At 68.7% G+C, this 15,609-nt stretch carries 15 protein-coding genes; 7 read left to right on the forward strand and 8 right to left on the reverse strand.

What is annotated here, in order from left to right; translation table 11 throughout:
• Positions 1-105 precede the first annotated feature (105 nt).
• The 3 genes from CFP71_RS04060 to CFP71_RS04070 all read left to right on the forward strand — a co-directional run bounded on the left by CFP71_RS04060 (position 106) and on the right by CFP71_RS04070 (position 3,740).
• The gene (locus CFP71_RS04060; RefSeq protein ID WP_093932551.1) at positions 106-624 is read left to right on the forward strand and encodes a MarR family winged helix-turn-helix transcriptional regulator; all 519 of its coding nucleotides are present in this window, start codon (positions 106-108) and stop codon (positions 622-624) included.
• A 3-nt stretch (positions 625-627) separates the two neighbouring features.
• Positions 628-2,904 carry an MFS transporter gene (locus CFP71_RS04065; protein WP_093932478.1) on the forward strand — a complete coding sequence of 759 codons (2,277 nt, stop codon included), beginning with the start codon at positions 628-630 and terminating at the stop codon, positions 2,902-2,904.
• Between the two features lie 164 nt (positions 2,905-3,068).
• Entirely contained in the window at positions 3,069-3,740 is a 672-nt protein-coding gene (locus tag CFP71_RS04070; protein ID WP_093932479.1) for a DedA family protein, read from the forward strand.
• Between the two features lie 181 nt (positions 3,741-3,921).
• On the opposite strand, the gene CFP71_RS04075 is transcribed toward CFP71_RS04070, so the two are convergent.
• The 7 genes from CFP71_RS04075 to CFP71_RS04105 all read right to left on the reverse strand — a co-directional run bounded on the left by CFP71_RS04075 (position 3,922) and on the right by CFP71_RS04105 (position 9,588).
• Positions 3,922-4,335, reverse strand: coding sequence for a VOC family protein (locus CFP71_RS04075; RefSeq protein WP_005160702.1), 414 nt, complete (start codon positions 4,333-4,335; stop codon positions 3,922-3,924).
• 185 nt (positions 4,336-4,520) lie between these two features.
• A complete protein-coding gene (locus CFP71_RS04080) occupies positions 4,521-5,267 on the reverse strand; it encodes an SDR family oxidoreductase (RefSeq protein WP_093932480.1) in 747 nt (248 codons plus the stop codon).
• A complete protein-coding gene (locus tag CFP71_RS04085; protein WP_093932481.1) occupies positions 5,264-5,911 on the reverse strand; it encodes a nucleoside/nucleotide kinase family protein in 648 nt (215 codons plus the stop codon). Before CFP71_RS04085 ends, CFP71_RS04080 begins: the two co-directional genes overlap by 4 nt.
• Positions 5,908-6,783, reverse strand: coding sequence for a PfkB family carbohydrate kinase (locus tag CFP71_RS04090; RefSeq protein WP_093932482.1), 876 nt, complete (start codon positions 6,781-6,783; stop codon positions 5,908-5,910). The genes CFP71_RS04085 and CFP71_RS04090 overlap by 4 nt, the downstream gene beginning before the upstream one ends.
• Entirely contained in the window at positions 6,783-7,589 is an 807-nt protein-coding gene (locus tag CFP71_RS04095; RefSeq protein WP_093932483.1) for an ATP-binding cassette domain-containing protein, read from the reverse strand. The genes CFP71_RS04090 and CFP71_RS04095 overlap by 1 nt, the downstream gene beginning before the upstream one ends.
• Positions 7,586-8,575 (reverse strand): ABC transporter permease, encoded by a 990-nt coding sequence (locus CFP71_RS04100; RefSeq protein ID WP_093932484.1) that lies wholly within the window; start codon positions 8,573-8,575, stop codon positions 7,586-7,588. Before CFP71_RS04100 ends, CFP71_RS04095 begins: the two co-directional genes overlap by 4 nt.
• Positions 8,572-9,588 carry a substrate-binding domain-containing protein gene (locus tag CFP71_RS04105; RefSeq protein WP_093932485.1) on the reverse strand — a complete coding sequence of 339 codons (1,017 nt, stop codon included), beginning with the start codon at positions 9,586-9,588 and terminating at the stop codon, positions 8,572-8,574. Before CFP71_RS04105 ends, CFP71_RS04100 begins: the two co-directional genes overlap by 4 nt.
• A 115-nt stretch (positions 9,589-9,703) precedes the next feature.
• Here CFP71_RS04105 and CFP71_RS04110 point away from each other — a divergent pair, with 115 nt between their 5' ends.
• The 3 genes from CFP71_RS04110 (at position 9,704) to CFP71_RS04120 (ending at position 12,277) form a co-directional block, all read left to right on the forward strand.
• The gene (locus CFP71_RS04110) at positions 9,704-10,738 is read left to right on the forward strand and encodes a LacI family DNA-binding transcriptional regulator (RefSeq protein WP_093932486.1); all 1,035 of its coding nucleotides are present in this window, start codon (positions 9,704-9,706) and stop codon (positions 10,736-10,738) included.
• 88 nt (positions 10,739-10,826) lie between these two features.
• Positions 10,827-11,696 carry a LacI family DNA-binding transcriptional regulator gene (locus CFP71_RS04115; RefSeq protein WP_167405991.1) on the forward strand — a complete coding sequence of 290 codons (870 nt, stop codon included), beginning with the start codon at positions 10,827-10,829 and terminating at the stop codon, positions 11,694-11,696.
• Between the two features lie 47 nt (positions 11,697-11,743).
• On the forward strand, positions 11,744-12,277 hold the full coding sequence (locus tag CFP71_RS04120; protein ID WP_093932488.1) for a GNAT family N-acetyltransferase: 534 nt from the start codon (positions 11,744-11,746) through the stop codon (positions 12,275-12,277).
• Positions 12,278-12,352: 75 nt separating this feature from the next.
• Here the strand turns inward: CFP71_RS04120 and CFP71_RS04125 are convergent, their stop codons facing one another.
• Positions 12,353-13,372, reverse strand: a complete 1,020-nt coding sequence (locus tag CFP71_RS04125; RefSeq protein ID WP_093932489.1) for a glycoside hydrolase family 76 protein — start codon at positions 13,370-13,372, stop codon at positions 12,353-12,355.
• A gap of 73 nt (positions 13,373-13,445) precedes the next feature.
• Here CFP71_RS04125 and CFP71_RS04130 point away from each other — a divergent pair, with 73 nt between their 5' ends.
• On the forward strand, positions 13,446-15,581 hold the full coding sequence (locus tag CFP71_RS04130; protein ID WP_093932490.1) for a molybdopterin-dependent oxidoreductase: 2,136 nt from the start codon (positions 13,446-13,448) through the stop codon (positions 15,579-15,581).
• The last annotated feature ends 28 nt before the right edge of the window (positions 15,582-15,609 follow it).

Below are 15,609 nucleotides of genomic sequence, written 5' to 3' on the forward strand. Positions count from 1 at the left end.
TCAGACACACCCGGTCACTTTCTCCTTGCGAAGCTCCTCCAAGAGGAACATCCTTGCTCAAGGCAACTAGTTGCAGTGACCAAGCAACCGGCGAGAGAGACCATCATGACACCCACGACACCCGGCACCAGGTCGAAGGCCGACCTCGACCTGGCCGACACCCTCGGGCACGAGCTCGTGCGGCTCGTGCGCCTGGTCAACCGGGCCAAGTCCCAGGTGTCCAAGCAGGGACCCGACGGCATCGAGCGGGCCGCGTACGCGATCCTCTTCTGCCTCATCCACGTCGGGCCCCAGCGGACCAGCAAGCTCGCCGAGTTCCTGCACTCCGAGATCTCGACCATCAGCAGGCAGTCGAGCTCCCTCGTCCAGCACGGGCTGGTCGAACGCCTGGCCGACCCCGAAGACGGCCGCGCCTGCCTGCTCGCACCGACCGCCGAAGGACTCCGGGTCTTCGAGGAGAACCGCAAGCAGCGGAACCAGTGGCTCGCCGAGGTACTCGGCGATTGGACCGACGCCGACCGGGAAACCCTCAACTCGCTGTTCCGACGGCTGAACAACGACATCGAAAAAACATCTCCACAGTTCGCCGATCCCGCATCGGCGTCTAAGGCCAAGGGGGCCTGAACAATGAGTACCGCAGTGGAAAGTCCGCCATCCGTTCACGAAGAGGGGCCCCGGCTCAGTCACCGTCAGATCGTCACGATCCTGATCGGCCTGATGTCGGGCATGTTCCTGGCGGCGCTCGACCAGACGATCGTGGGTACCTCGATCGTCCGCATCGCGAATGACCTCAACGGGTTCGACCTGCAGGCCTGGATCACCACGGCCTACCTGATCACCTCGACGATCGTCACCCCGATCTACGGCAAGCTGTCCGACATCTACGGGCGCAAACCGTTCTACATCGCGGCGATTTCGATCTTCCTCGTCGGTTCGATCGCTTCGGCGTTCGCGACGTCGATGTACGAACTGGCCGCGTTCCGCGCGATCCAGGGTCTCGGCGCCGGTGGTCTGATGTCGCTGGCGATGACGATCATGGGCGACATCGTGCCGCCGCGGGAACGCGCCCGCTACCAGGGCTACTTCCTCGCCGTGTTCGGTATCTCCACCGTGCTCGGCCCGGTGCTCGGCGGGTTCTTCGCCGACTTCGACAAGCTCGGCAGCGTCTTCGGCTACGACATCGCCGGCTGGCGCTGGGTCTTCCTGATCAACGTGCCGATCGCGATCGTCGCGCTGTTCGTCGTCGCGAAGGTGCTCAATGTGCCGCACCAGCGCCACGACCACAAGATCGACTGGTGGGGCGGGCTCGCGCTCGTCGTCGCCGTGGTGCCGTTCCTGATCGTCGCCGAGCAGGGCAACAAGTGGGGCTGGGGCTCGCAGAACGCGATCATCTGCTACATCATCGGCGCCATCGGCGTGGTGGCCTTCATCTTCATCGAGAAGCTGATGAAGGACGCGGCGCTGATCCCGCTGCGGCTGTTCAAGAACTCGACCTTCACGGTCGCGATCGTCGGCGGCATCATCGTCGGTGTCGCGATGTTCGGCGCGATCATGATGATCCCGCAGTACATGCAGGTGGTGCAGGAGTTCTCGCCGACCGAGTCGGGCCTGCTGATGATCCCGCTGATGGCGGGCATCATGAGCGGATCGATCATCTCGGGCCAGATCACCAGCAAGACCGGTCGCTACAAGGTGTTCCCGGTGGTCGGCACGCTGCTGATCGCGGCGGGCGCGTTCTTCTTCGCGCAGGTCGAGTACAACAGCGCGCTGTGGCACCCGCTGGTCGCGGCCGCGATCATCGGCCTCGGCCTCGGTGCCTGCATGCAGACGCTGATCATCGCGGTGCAGAACGCGGGCCCGCGCAGCGACATGGGCGTCTCGACAGCGTCGGCGACGTTCTTCCGGCAGATCGGTGGTACCGCGGGTGTCGCGGTGTTCCTGACGATCCTGTTCAACGTCCTGCCGGGCAACATCACCAAGGCGTTCGGCGGCAACCCGCCGAGCGGCCCCGGTGCGGCGGCGCTGGGTGACATCCAGTCCAACACGAGCGGTATCGCGAGCCTGCCCGAGGCCATCAAGACCCCGGTGCTGATCGGCTTCACCGAGTCGATCACCACGGTGTTCTACGTGGCGGGCGCGGTCGCGCTGCTGGCGACGCTGGTCCTGATGTTCATGAAGGAGATCCCGCTGCTCGGGGGCTCGGCCCCTTCGGCGGCTTCGGCTCTCGAAGGCGGCGAAGCTCTTCTCGAAGAGGAGGCCGCGCCTGCCGAGACGGCTTCCGAGAAGACCGTCGTGACCGCGCCCGTCGCTCCCGTCGAACCCGGCAAGCACGCGCTGACCAACGGGAACGGCAACGGCGTCCATCGGGCGGGGTCCGCGCAGATCAGCGGGCATGTCCGCCGGGACGACGCGACCAACGTCGCGGGGGCGGCGCTGACCCTGATCGACCACAACGGCAACCAGGTGGCCAGGACGCACACGAACGAGAACGGCGTGTACTCCTTCGCCGGCATCGTGGGCGGGCGGTACACGATCGTCGCCAGCGGTCGCTGGTTCCGGCCGGTCGCGGCGACGCTGACCGCGAGCGGCGCCGGGGTGCTGCGCCACGACGTCGAACTGGTCAGCACGATCCTGCTGAGCGGGGTCGCCCGCACCGACGGCGAGCGGGTCGTGCCGGACGCGCGGATCACCGTGCTCGACTCCTCGGGCGGCGTCGCCGCCGTGGCGAGGACCGACGCGGAGGGCAACTACACGGTCAGTGACCTGCCCGCCGGGACCTACACGGTGATCGCCAGCGGCTACCCGCCGGCCACCAGCCGGGTGGAGCTGCTGGGCGGCGACCAGGCCGAGCACGACGTCCGGCTGAGCTACGACCAGGCGCTGGACGAACTCGTGGAGCACTAGGCGCGAGTGTCATAAGGGGTCCCCATAGGGCGAAATTCGTCCCATGGGGACCCCTCATGTCATCCGGCGGGCGGTCACCCGGGACCAGTCGAAATCGCAGGGAAGGTCCGTTCATTTCATGGTTCGGCCGCGTGGGGTTCGCGGAGTACACGTAGGCTCGCGTCGTGAGTGAGGTGTACACCGAGGCCGCGAGCATCGGCGTGAGCTGGCTCGACACCGCCGGGCCCGTGCTCGTCTGGGTGATCGTGCTGAGCTTCATCTTCGTGGAGTGCGCGCTGATCATCGGGCTGTTCCTGCCCGGCGACTCCCTGTTGTTCGCGGCCGGAGTCGTCCTCGCGCAGCACGGCTCCGACCTGAACGCGTGGCTGCTGTCGGCCGCCGCGCTGCTCGTCGCGATCGTCGGCAACCAGGTGGGTTATTACATCGGCCGGGGCACGGGCACGAAACTGATCGCGCGACGCGGCGGCAAGGTACTGAACAAGCACAACCTCGACCGCGCCAGGAGCTTCCTCGATCGCAGGGGTTTCTTCGCCATCGTCGCCGCGCGCTGGATCCCGTGGATCCGCACGCTGGCGCCGCTCATCGCGGGGGCCGCGCGGATGGATCCACGCCGGTTCGCGCTCGCGACAGCGCTCGGCGGGCTGCTCTGGGTGCCGACGCTGGTCCTGCTCGGCTACTACGGCGCCGGTCTGCTGGACCAGCTGCCGTGGGTCAAGACGGCGGCCTTGTGGATCAGCGTCGCGTTCTTCGTGGTGGGCACGGCTTACGGCGTGCTCCGCTACCGCCAGGAGATGCGGCGCCCCGCCGACGACGTCGAAGACCGCGCGACGACCTGAACCTCCGTGTCGTCCGTTCACACACGTGTGTCGTCCGTCTGATCACGCGTGTCGTCCATCGGCGACCAGCACCGGACGGCAGCCCCCGCGCTACCAGCGATTCACCGCTCGCCTCTCGTGATCAAACGGACGACACGCGTGATCAGACGGACGACACGTGTGATCAGGCGGCGAGCACGGCTTAAACCTCGGGATCGGCCCAGATCTCCAGCTGGATCCCGTCCGGGTCACGGAAGACGATGACCGACGAGCCTTCCAAGGTCCGCGATCCCTTCGACGGCGAGTAAACGACGCCGTACTCCGAGAGCCGCGCTTCCCACTCCGCCAGTTCCGACCGCGAAGAGACCTTGAACGCCACGTGGTCCAGACCTGTCCGCCGTTCGTCGAACCGCGGCCGCTCGGTGTCCTGGTGCTCGACGAGAACCACCGCGAAACCCTCGCTCGGCGACCGCAGCACGACCTTCCGCAGCCCCGTTTCCGGGTCTTCGCGACGCGTGAACTCCTCGAGTTCGAGGACGCGGGCGTACCAGGGCACGCTCCGGTCCACATCGGTCACCGTGAGTGCCAGGTGGTGCACAGACATGAGCTTGGACATCGGGGATGACCGTCCTGATCAAGAAGCTTGGGGGCGCCACCAGGGTGACACAGGCGCCTGGGGCCACGAGGTGATCCGCCGACTTCCCACATGAATCGTGATATCCGCCGGGAAAGGGTGTTAAAAAGTGGCTGAACCGCACGCGGACCCGATATCGCCTCGTGACCGCCTCGTGGCCCTGGGTGTCAACGCCCGCCGCCGACGGTCAGCACCGTCCCGGTGGTGTACGACGCGGCGGGGGAAAGAAGCCACAGCACGGCTTCCGCGACCTCACCGGGTTCGCCCGCCCGTCCCATCGGGATGGTCGGGGCGATCCGGTCCATGCGATCGGGCATCCCGGCCGCCGCGTGCAGTCCGGTGTGGATCATCCCCGGCGCGACCGCGTTGACCCGGACGGATTCCTTGGCGACTTCCTGTGCCACGCCGTAGGTCATCGTCTCGACGGCCGCCTTGGTGCCCGCGTAATGGACCCATTCCCCGGGCGAGCCGGTCCGCGCGGCGGTGGAGGACAACGTCACGATCGCGCCGCCCTCGCCGCCGTACCGGGTGGACATCCGGCGGATGCCCTCGCGGACGCACAGGAAGACGCCCGTGACGTTGACGTCCACCACCCGGCGGACGACGTCGACCTCGTATTCGTCGAAGCGGCCCGGGGTGTTGCCGGTGATGGCCGCGTTCGCGACCACCCCGGCGAGCGGGCCGAGCGCGACGGCGGTGTCGAACAGGGCCACCACGTCGTCTTCGGACGCGACGTCACCGCGCTGGGTGATCGCTTGGACGCCGTGCTCACGGACGCGCGAAGCGACGTTTTCGGCAGCTTCGGCGTCACCCGCGTAGTTGACGACGACGTCGTAACCGCGCGCGGCGGCCAGCTCGCAGACCGCCGCGCCGATGCCCTTGCTGCCGCCCGTGACGACGAGAACCCCACTCATATGGCGAAGTTAACCAGCGGAAGGTTTTCGAGGACCAGGTCGGCCCGGCCGCTGGTGGACGCGATCAGATCGGCGTTGCGCTGGTCGGAACCGAGGGCGCGGCGACGCGCGTCGACCAGCGAACGGCCGTAGCGGCGGTGCCGTGAGACGAGCCGCTCGATGCGCTCGGGCTCGTCCGGCGCGAGGAACCACGACTCGGCGAGGATCGGCTTCACCCCGCTCCACGGGTCGTCCTGCATGAGCAGGTAGTTACCCTCGGTGATCACCAGCGGGACGTCCGGCGTGACCGCGACGGCGCCGGCGATCGGCTCCTCGATCTCCCGGCGGAACTCGGGCGCGTAGACGGTCTCGCGGCCTTCGGCGAGTCTCCGCAGCAGGTGCACGTACCCGGCCGCGTCGAAGGTGTCCGGCGCGCCCTTGCGCTCCACCCGGCCGAGGCGCTGCAACTCCACCTGCGCCAGATGGAAGCCGTCCATCCCGACCACGGCCGCCCTCGTGCCCAGCGCCTTCGCGAGGCCCCAGGCCAGCGTGGTCTTGCCGGACGCGGGGGCGCCGACGATCCCGAGCACGCTGCGCTGTCCCGGCTTCGCCAGCGCCTGGGCCCTGCTCAACAGGTCCTCGAACACCGGAGGCATGGCGGTCATGACTGTCCTTCTCCCATCTTCGCGACCGCGGCCGTCCACGACCTCGGTCCTTCATGCCGCACCCGTTCGGCGGCCACCTCGTTGGCGAACGCGATCCAGCCCGGGACGTCCCCCGTGTCCCTGGCGACCGCGTACGCGAAAGCTCCGTGCCAGACGTCGCCCGCGCCCAGCGTGTCACGCGCCCGGGTGACGGGAACGGGGACTACACCGGATTTGTCCGCCGTCGACCAGCGCACCGGATCGGGGCCCGCGGTCGTGATGACCACCGGCACACCGTGCTCGCGCGGGTCGTCCCCGCGGTACAGCGAGGAGCACGCCGCGATGTCGACGAGCGGCAAGAGTTCGGGGAAGACCGGCTTCCAGCTCCCGGCGTCGAGCACCACCGGTACCTCGCGCTCCCGCGCCCAGCGCGCGACGGCCAGGGCGACCTCCGGATGGTGCCCGTCCAGGAGTACGCATCCGGGCATTTCGTCCTCTGAATGCGGTAGTTGCGCGTGCAAGGACCGCATCGAGAGGACGAAACGCGAGGAAGCGTGGGCGTTGCGCGAGACGACGGTGCGCTCGCCGTCGGAGTCACGGACGGTGATGGCGCTGATCGCGGGCGGATCGGGCCGTCCGGGATCGAGGTCGACCAGGTCGACGCCGTGCGCTTCGAGGTCGGCGCGGGCGAGTGCCGCCAGCGGATGCGCGCCGGCGACCGTCAGCAACGTCGCCCCGGCGCCGAGCGCGGCCACGGTCACCGCCGCGTTCGTCGCCGGCCCCCCGGCGGCGACGTCCATCGACAGCGAACGCACCTTCTCGCCCGGCGCCGGTATCTCGGCGACGCGCTGAACCTGGTCGACGGTGCACAGGCCCGCCAGCAGTACTTTCACTACAGTCCAGTGTGGACAGCCGAGGCGACTTCTTCGACTTCGCCGTTCTCACCGATCTTCAGCGCACCCGTGAGCAGGCCGACGACCTGGTTCATAGTGTGCGTCTTCGGCGAGACGACCGCGACTCGCTTTCCGAGGCGGTGCACGTGGATACGGTCGGCGATGTCGAACACGTGCGGCATGTTGTGGCTGATCAGCACCACCGGCAAGCCGCGTTCGCGGATCCGGTTGATCAGGTCCAGGACCTTGCCGGATTCGGCGACGCCGAGCGCGGCGGTGGGCTCGTCCATGATCACCGCCTTGGTGCCGAAAGCGGCCGCCCGCGCGACCGCGACACCCTGGCGCTGCCCGCCGGACAGTGTTTCCACCGGCTGCGTGATGGACTTGATGTTGATGCCGAGTTCGTCCAGGATCCGCTGCGCGTCGGCCCTCATGGTCGCGGTGTCCAGTTTCCTGAACAGCTGTCCGAAGAGGTCCTTTCGCCGCATTTCCCGGCCAAGGAACATGTTCGACGCGATGTCGAGCGCGGGCGCGACGGCGAGATCCTGGTACACCGTCTCGATCCCGTAGTGGCGAGCGTCCAAAGGGGACTTGAAGTGCACGGCCTGACCGTCCACTTTGATCTCACCGGCGTCCGGGATCACCGCTCCCGAAAGGGCTTTGATGAGGCTCGATTTCCCGGCGCCGTTGTCGCCGACGACGGCGAGCACTTCACCGGGGAACAGCTCGAAGTCGGCGCCGTCGATGGCGGTGACCCGGCCGTAGCGTTTGACCAGTCCCTGAGCGGACAACGTGGGTGTCGTCATGACTGCTGCCTCCTCGCGAACCGGTCGACGCAGACCGCGCCGATGAGCAGGGCGCCGGTGGCGACGTCCTGGTAGAGCGCGTCGACGCCGAGCTGGGTCAGACCGGACCGCAGGACCGCGACGACCAGCGCGCCCATCATCGTGCCGAGTACGGAACCCCGGCCCCCGAACAGGCTCGCGCCGCCGAGCACCACCGCGGTGATGGAGTCGAGGTTGCCGAGCTGGAACGCGTTCGGGTCGGCGTTCGGCACCCGGCCGAGCGCCTGCCAGGCGGCGATCCCGACGATCACGCCCGCGACGATGTACACCGAAAGAATCGTGCGGTTGACCTTGATCCCGGACAGCCGCGCGGATTCCGGCGCGTTGCCGACCGCGTAGACGTGCTTGCCCCACGGCGTCCGCGTGAGCGCGTACCAAAGTCCCAGATACATCAGCAAAGCGAGCGTCATGCCGTAGGTGATCGGGATGCCGCCGAACAGGTACCGCCGGGTGCCGAGCCACTTCAGCAGCGAGTCGGCGACCGGGACGGCCTGGCCGCTCGCGAACAGTTTCGCGGCCGCGGTGAGCACCGTGAGCAGGCCGAGCGTGACGATGAACGGCGGCAGTTTGATCCGGGTGACCAGGGAACCGGTGACCATGCCGATCACCACCGTCGCCACGATTCCCAGCAGCAGCGCCCAGATCCCGGAGACGCCGCCGACCACGAGCTTCGCCATGATCAGCGTGGCGAGGACCATCGCGGCCGCGTTGGCCAGGTCGATGCCCGCGGTCAGGATGATCAGCGTCTGCCCGAGCGCGAGCGTGCCGACCACCAGGGACTGTTGCACCACAAGGGAAAGGTTGTCGAGGTCTAGGAAGGTGTCCGTCGACAGTGAGAACACCACGATCGCGACGAGCAGGGCCAGCGCGGGCCCGACGGCGGGCGCGCGGAGGAAGAACTCACCGATCGTCGGCCGCTCGTTGCCTTTGAGGGTCGCCGTGCTCATTTCGTCCCCCAGCAGTTCTCGAGGCCCCACTTGGTGTCCTGGCTTTCCACGCCCGGGATCGGCTTGTCCGTGATCACCGCTGATCCGGTGTTCACGAACCCGCTCGGTTTCTTCCCGGTCTTGGCGTACTCGATGGCGGCGAGGACGCCCTGCTCGGCCATCTTCTTCGGGAACTGCATGACCGTGGCGGCGTACTGGCCGTCGCGCACGTTCTTGACGCCTTCGCAGCCGCCGTCGATCGAACCCATCACCAGCTGGTTCACCAGCCCGCGGGCCTGGAGCGCGGCGTAGGTGCCGCGGCCCATCGGCTCGTTCATCGTGTAGACGGCGTTGATGTCGGTGGTGCGCTGCAACAGGTTCTCCACGCCCTGCTGAGCCAGGCTCTGGTCGCCGTTCGCGGGCGTCTTGCCCTTGATCTCCGGCGACGCGTCGGTCAGCCCGATGCCCTTGAGGAACCCGGTGTGCCGCTGTGTGTCCACTGTGGATCCGGCGGTGCCGTCCACCATGAACAGCTTCGGCGGCTTGCCCGCGAGGGCGGCTTTGACGTACGCCCCCTGCTGACGTCCGGCCTCGAAATTGTCCGTGGCGAAGGTGGCGTCGACGGCGGTGTCCGGTTCGGTCGCCGTGTCGAGCGCGATGACCAGCACGCCTGCCTTGCGGGCGCGGTCGATGGCGTCGAGGACGCCGGTCGAGGAACTCGGCGTGATCAGGATGGTGTTCGCACCCTGCTGCATGAGGTTCTCGATGGCCCGGACCTGGCCGTCGTTGTCACCGTCGAACTGGCCGGCGAGCGCGCTGAACTCCGCGCCGTTCGCCTCGGCGGCGGCCTTGGCGGCCGCTCTCAGTTCGACGAAGTAGGGGTTGGTGTCGGTCTTGGTGACCAGGCCGACCTTGGCCTTGCCACCACCGCCTGCCTTCGATCCGCCACCCCAGTGGCGTTCGACGGTGCACCCGGCCGAGGTCACCGCTAACGCGGCGGCCATGGCGAGCGCGGCGAGACGTCGCTGTCTCATGGGGATGCCCTCCCATTCCAGGCTGTCCGTGATGGACCGGAAGGTAGACAGGGTTATGCTCACTCGCAAGCGTTTGCGCAAACGCTTGCCAGCTGACATTCACCGAGGAACGTTGATGCCGCCGTCTCGCTCGTCCCGCCCCACCCAACGCGACATCGCCGAGCTGGCGGGAGTCTCGATCACCACCGTGTCCCACGTGGTCAACGGGACGAGGGCGGTGGCCGAGGAGACCAAACTGGCGGTCCTCCGCGCGATCGAGCAGACCGGCTACACCGGCGACGCCATCGCCCGCTCGCTGGTCACCGGCGGGACGCGGTCGATCGGCGTCGCGATCTCCCTGATCGCGAACCCGTACTTCGCCGTGCTGATCCAGGCGATCGAGCGCGAAGCCGCGTTGGCCGGGTACACGGTCTTGCTGGCGGACACGCACAACACCGTCGACACGGAGCGTGAGACCGTCCGGACACTGCGTTCCCGCCGGGTCGACGGCCTGCTGATCACGCCGTCGCCTGGCGACGGTTCGGTGATCGGGGAGCTCGTCTCGCTCGACGTCCCGACCGTGCTCATCGACAGGCTGTCCACGCGTACCGACGTCGACCAGGTGGGCGCGGAGAACATCCAGTCGACGTCCGCGCTGACGGCGCATCTCGCGTCGCTCGGGCATCAGCGGATCGGCATGATCAGCGGCACCGCCGGGCTGAGCACCAGCGAGGAGCGGATCCTCGGCTACCGGCTCGGCCTCGGCCGCTCGGGGCTGACCTGGTCGGAGGACCTGGTCGCGTGCGGGCAGTCTTCGCAGGCAGGCGGGGCTCTCGCGCTCAGCACACTGCTCGCGCTGCCGTCGCCGCCGACGGCGCTGGTGGTCGCCAACGACACCATGATGGTCGGCGTCCTGCACGAGTTGCGGAAACGCGGTCTGCGCGCCGGGATCGACCTCCCGGTGGTGGTCTACGACGACGTCGAGTGGGCCGATCTCGTCGATCCGCCGCTGACCACGATGGCGCAGCCGATCGAGGAGATCGGCACACAGGCGGTGCGTCTGCTGCTGGCCCGGATCAAAGATCCCGCCCGCAAGGCCCAGACGATGCGGATTCCGCCTACGCTCCGCCACCGCGCGTCCTGCGGATGCGCTCTCGTTCACTCACATTGATGATTGTTGGGAGACTTTCCGGTCTCGCCGCCGGGCGACGCTCCGTCAGCCGTTACCGTCATTCAGGCTCGGATGAAGGCATGGAGCGATGACCGCATTGTCCCCGGCGTTACCCCTGTGGGATGACACCCCTGTCACCCACCGGTTCGGGGTGGCCATGGCGATGCACGCGAACCCCTACTCGGGGGAACTCGTCCGCGCCATCCGCCGCGCCGCGCGTCGTCACGGCTGCGAAATCACCCTCGCCGACACCGGCGACAGCGTCTCCGAGGAAGCCGCGGTCATCCGCGCGCTGCGGGCCGACCGCGTCGACGGTGTCCTGCTCGTCCCGGCGGCCGGCGACGAAGCGGTGATCAACGGGCTGGTCCGGATGGGTGTGCCGACCGTGCTCGTCGACCGGATGGCGGGGCGCAACGACGTCGACCAGGTCGGCTCCGAAAACATCCAGGCCGTGTGCGCGCTCGTGCGGCACCTCGCCGGGCTGCGGCACCGCAAGATCGGCTTCATCTCGGGCGAAGAGGACATGGCCACCCACGAGGAACGGGCGCTGGGCTACCGGCTCGGCCTCGGCCGCTCGGGGATCCGTTGGACGTCGCAGCTGGTCGCGTGCGGTCAGTCGACCCCGGGCGGGGCGGCCGCCGCGACCGCGAAACTGCTCGACAGCTGGCCGTCGCCGACGGCGCTCGTGGTGGCGAGCGAGGCGATGATGATCGGCGTCCAGTACGAGGCGCACCGGCTCGGCATCCGGATCGGGCGCGACCTCGCGATCGTCGGCTACGGCGACATGGAGTGGGCGGGCCAGGTGACCCCGGCGGTGACCACGATGGCGCAGCCGATCGAGGAGATCGGGCGCAAGGCCGTCGAACTCCTGCTGGCCCGGATCACCGACCCTGAGCGACGACCCGAATCCGTACGGCTCGCACCGCGCTTCATACACCGTCAGTCGTGCGGCTGCTGAGTCACAACCCGCTGGTCAGAACGCCGCCGCCGGGTGAAGATGGCGGAATGACCGACCTGTGGACCGTGCACACCGCCGACCTCGAAGCAGGCGTGCTCGCCGCGGCACGCGCTCTGCTGGACGACGCTTTCGAGGGCGATTTCAGTGACCACGACTGGGAGAACGCCCTCGGCGGCATGCACACGCTGGTGTGGGAGAGCGGCGAGCTGATCGGGCACGCGTCACTGGTCCAGCGACGGCTCGTGCACGACGGGCGGGCCCTCCGGACGGGTTATGTCGAGGCGGTCGCCGTCCGGTCGGATCACCGGCGGCGCGGGCATGGCGCCGCGATGATGGACGCGCTGGAGCGGGTCCTGCGGAAGGCGTACGACCTCGGGGCGCTCTCGGCGTCCGAGGACGCCCTGGAGTTCTACGCTTCGCGCGGCTGGCTGCTGTGGCGCGGTACTTCGTCGGCCATGACGCTTTCGGGCGTGCAGGCGACGAAGGAGGACGACGGGTCGATCCACGTGCTGCCGGTGGCGGTCACGCTGGACCTGGACGGAGAGATCACCGCTGATTGGCGCTCCGGCGACGTCTGGTGACCCGCATTCGGTCCTCTGGATGCGTGGATGTCATGAAAGGGTCGTTCAGGACGTTTTTCGTCTTGAACGACCCTTTCATGACATCCGGTGCTCCAGGGTGGCGGCGGCTTCGAGGAGCATCCACGCGCTCACCTGCACGGACAGGTCGCGTTCAGGGGCGTCCGGGGCGAGAGGCAGCGAAGGCGCCGGAGTCGCCCAGTCGGCGCTGAACAGCGGCCCGTGCGGCGTCTCGGTGGCACCGCTCCAGCACGCTTCGGCCGAATGCAGGACCAGGTCGCGCGCCACCCCGCTGGGCAGCGCGGGCGCCGCGAGCGCCAGGTAGCGCGCCAGGATCCCGGCGAACAGGCCGCCGTCGCCGTCGCCCTGTCCCCGGATCACGCCGTTCGGCGCGACATGCTCCGCGACCGCGTGGATCGTGTGCTCCACTCTGTCCATTTCGGACAATTCGAGGCAGGCGCCGAGGTAAACCCCTTGGCAGTACGTGAAGATGTGCTTGACCAGCTCACCGGAGCCGACGCGCAGGCCGTCCCAGACGAGTCCGCTCTCCGGGTCGACGAGCCGCTCGGTCATCCAGCCGGTCAAGCCCGCAGCGTGCTCCTCGGCGCCTTCGCGAGCGTGGAAGATCGCCGCCGGGCCGTTCGCGGGCGCGTTCTTGAAGTCGTCGCCGACGCGCCACCAGATCCCGCCGCCCGTGTCGTCGGTCCAGCCTTCGCGCAGCCGTGAGCTGATCGCCTCCAGCCCGCCGCGGACGTCCAGCCCGAGGTGCCCCACGCGTTGCAGCGCGAGGCCGAGCCAGGCGATGTCGTCGTAGTAGTCGTTGATCCACTTGCCGAAGTTGCGCAGCCGCAGTGACGCCACGAACCGGTCGATCAGCTTCAGCCGTTCCGGCGAAGGATCCCGCAACTGCGCGTCGACGAGGGTGTCCAGCAGGTGCGCCTGCCACCAGTAGTTCCAGTGCCAGTGGACGCGCTGGCTCACCGAAGGCGGCCAGCCGCTGCGGCCGAGCACGGTCCCGGGCAGCCCCCACACCCGGCGCAGATGCCTGTCCCGGACCGCGCGTTCGGCGGCCCCGGCCCGGTCGGCGAGTGCGGTCATCGCGTCATCATCCCTTGCCCGCTGACATACCGCTCAGTATGTTGAGACGGTCCCCGACCTCGCGAGGTGCTTCATGACCACGGCGCACGTGACCTGCCCGCTCTGCGAAGCCACCTGCGGCCTGGAGGTGACGATCGACGAGAAGAGCCTGGTCACCCGAGTCCAGGGCGACCGCGAGGACGTCTTCTCGCAGGGGTACATCTGCCCGAAGGGCGCGTCGCTCGGCGCGCTGCACCACGATCCGGACAGGCTCACCGCGCCGCTGGTCAAACGGGACGGCGAGTTCGTCGAGGTCACCTGGGACGAGGCCTTCGCCGAGATCGAGCGGCGCCTCCGGCCGATCATCGACGAGCACGGCAAGAACTCCGTCGCCGTCTACTCCGGCAATCCGACGGTGCACAACGCGGCGCTCGTGCTCTACGGCCGTGTGTTCTTCAAAGCCTTGGGCACCAAGAACTTCTACACCGCGACCACGGTCGACCAGATGCCGAAGCACTTCTCCTCCGGCTATCTCTTCGGCGACCCGCAGACCATCCCCGTCGCCGACCTCGACCGCACTGAGCACCTGCTCATCCTGGGCGCGAACCCGCTGGTGTCCAACGGAAGCCTGATGACCGCCGCCGACACCCGCGGCAGGCTGCGCGGGATCCAGAAGCGCGGCGGCAAGATCGTCGTCCTCGATCCGCGCCGCACCCGCACCGCGCAGCTCGCCGACGAACACCACGCGATCCGGCCCGGCACCGACGCTCTGTTCCTGTTCGCGCTGGTCAACGTGCTGTTCGCGGAGAATCGGGTCACGCCCGGTGAGCATGTCAACGGCGTCGACGAAGTCCGCGCGCTCGCGGAGCCGTTCACGCCCGAGGCTGTCGCGCCCGCGACCGGGATCGAAGCCGCCGAGATCCGCCGCATCGCCCTCGACCTCGCGGACGCCGAGCGCGCGGCGGTCTACGGCCGGATGGGGACGACGACCCAGTCCTACGGGACCATCGCGAGCTGGCTGGTCGACGTCGTCAACGCGCTCACCGGCAACCTCGACCGCGAAGGCGGCGTGATGTTCCCGTTGCCCGCCCTCTGGCGGCCGCGGCGGTCTTCGCCGTTCACCAGCGGCCGCTGGACGAGCCGGGTGCGCGGGTATCCCGAGGTGCTCGGCGAGCTGCCGGTGGCCACGCTCGCGGACGAGATCGAGACGCCCGGCGAGGGTCAGGTCCGGGCACTGGTGACCATCAGCGGCAATCCGGCGCTGAGCACGCCCAACTCCGCTCGACTCACGGAAGCGTTGCGGCAGCTGGACTTCATGGTCTCGCTCGACGTGTACCTCAACGAGACCACCCGGCACGCCGACGTCATCCTGCCCGGACCGTCACCGCTGGAGCGGCCGCACTACGACGTCGCGTTGTACGCGCTCGCCGTCCGGAACGTCGCGAACTGGACACCGCAGCCGCTCGAAACGGACCTGCCTCAGGAGTGGGTCACCCTGCTGCGGATGGCCGGGATCGCGGCGGGCCAGGGTCCGGACGTCGACGTCGCCGCCTTCGACACGATGGTCGCGGGCGAGACGGCGCGGCGCACCGGCGTCGACCTGTCGCTCACCGAAGGACGCACGGGGCCGGCGCGGATGATCGACCTGATGCTGCGCGGCGGACCGTACGGCCTGAAACTGGCCGACCTCGAAGCCGCCCCGCACGGTATCGACCTCGGCGCGCTGAAGCCGCGGCTGCCGGAGGTGCTCACCACCGCGAGCGGGAAGGTCGAGCTGGCGCCGGACGCGATCACGAAGGACGTCCCCCGGCTGCGCGCGGAGCTGGACAAGGCGCCCGACGCCCGCCTGCTGCTGATCGGACGGCGGCACCTGAGCTCGAACAACTCGTGGATGCACAACCTGACGCCGCTGGTGCGCGGCGGGAACCGGTGCACCGTCCAGGTGCATCCGGACGACGCCTCCCGCCTCGGGCTGACCGACGGCGGGCTCGCGGCGGTGACGTCGCGGGCCGGGAAGCTGGAGGCTCCGGTGGAGGTCACGGCCGACGTCCGGCCCGGCGTGGTGAGCATGCCGCACGGCTGGGGGCACGACCTCGACGGCACGCGCACGAAGGTCGCCACGGCGCACGCCGGGGTCAACTCGAACCTGGTCGCCGACGAGACCCTGCTCGACGTCCCGTCGGGGAACGCCGTCCTGAACGGGATCCCGGTCGAGGTCGTGCCGGCGTAGGCCGCGTTTCGTCCTCTGAATGCGGTAC

Source organism: Amycolatopsis thailandensis (assembly GCF_002234405.1).
GTDB classification, from domain to species: Bacteria; Actinomycetota; Actinomycetes; order Mycobacteriales; family Pseudonocardiaceae; genus Amycolatopsis; species Amycolatopsis thailandensis.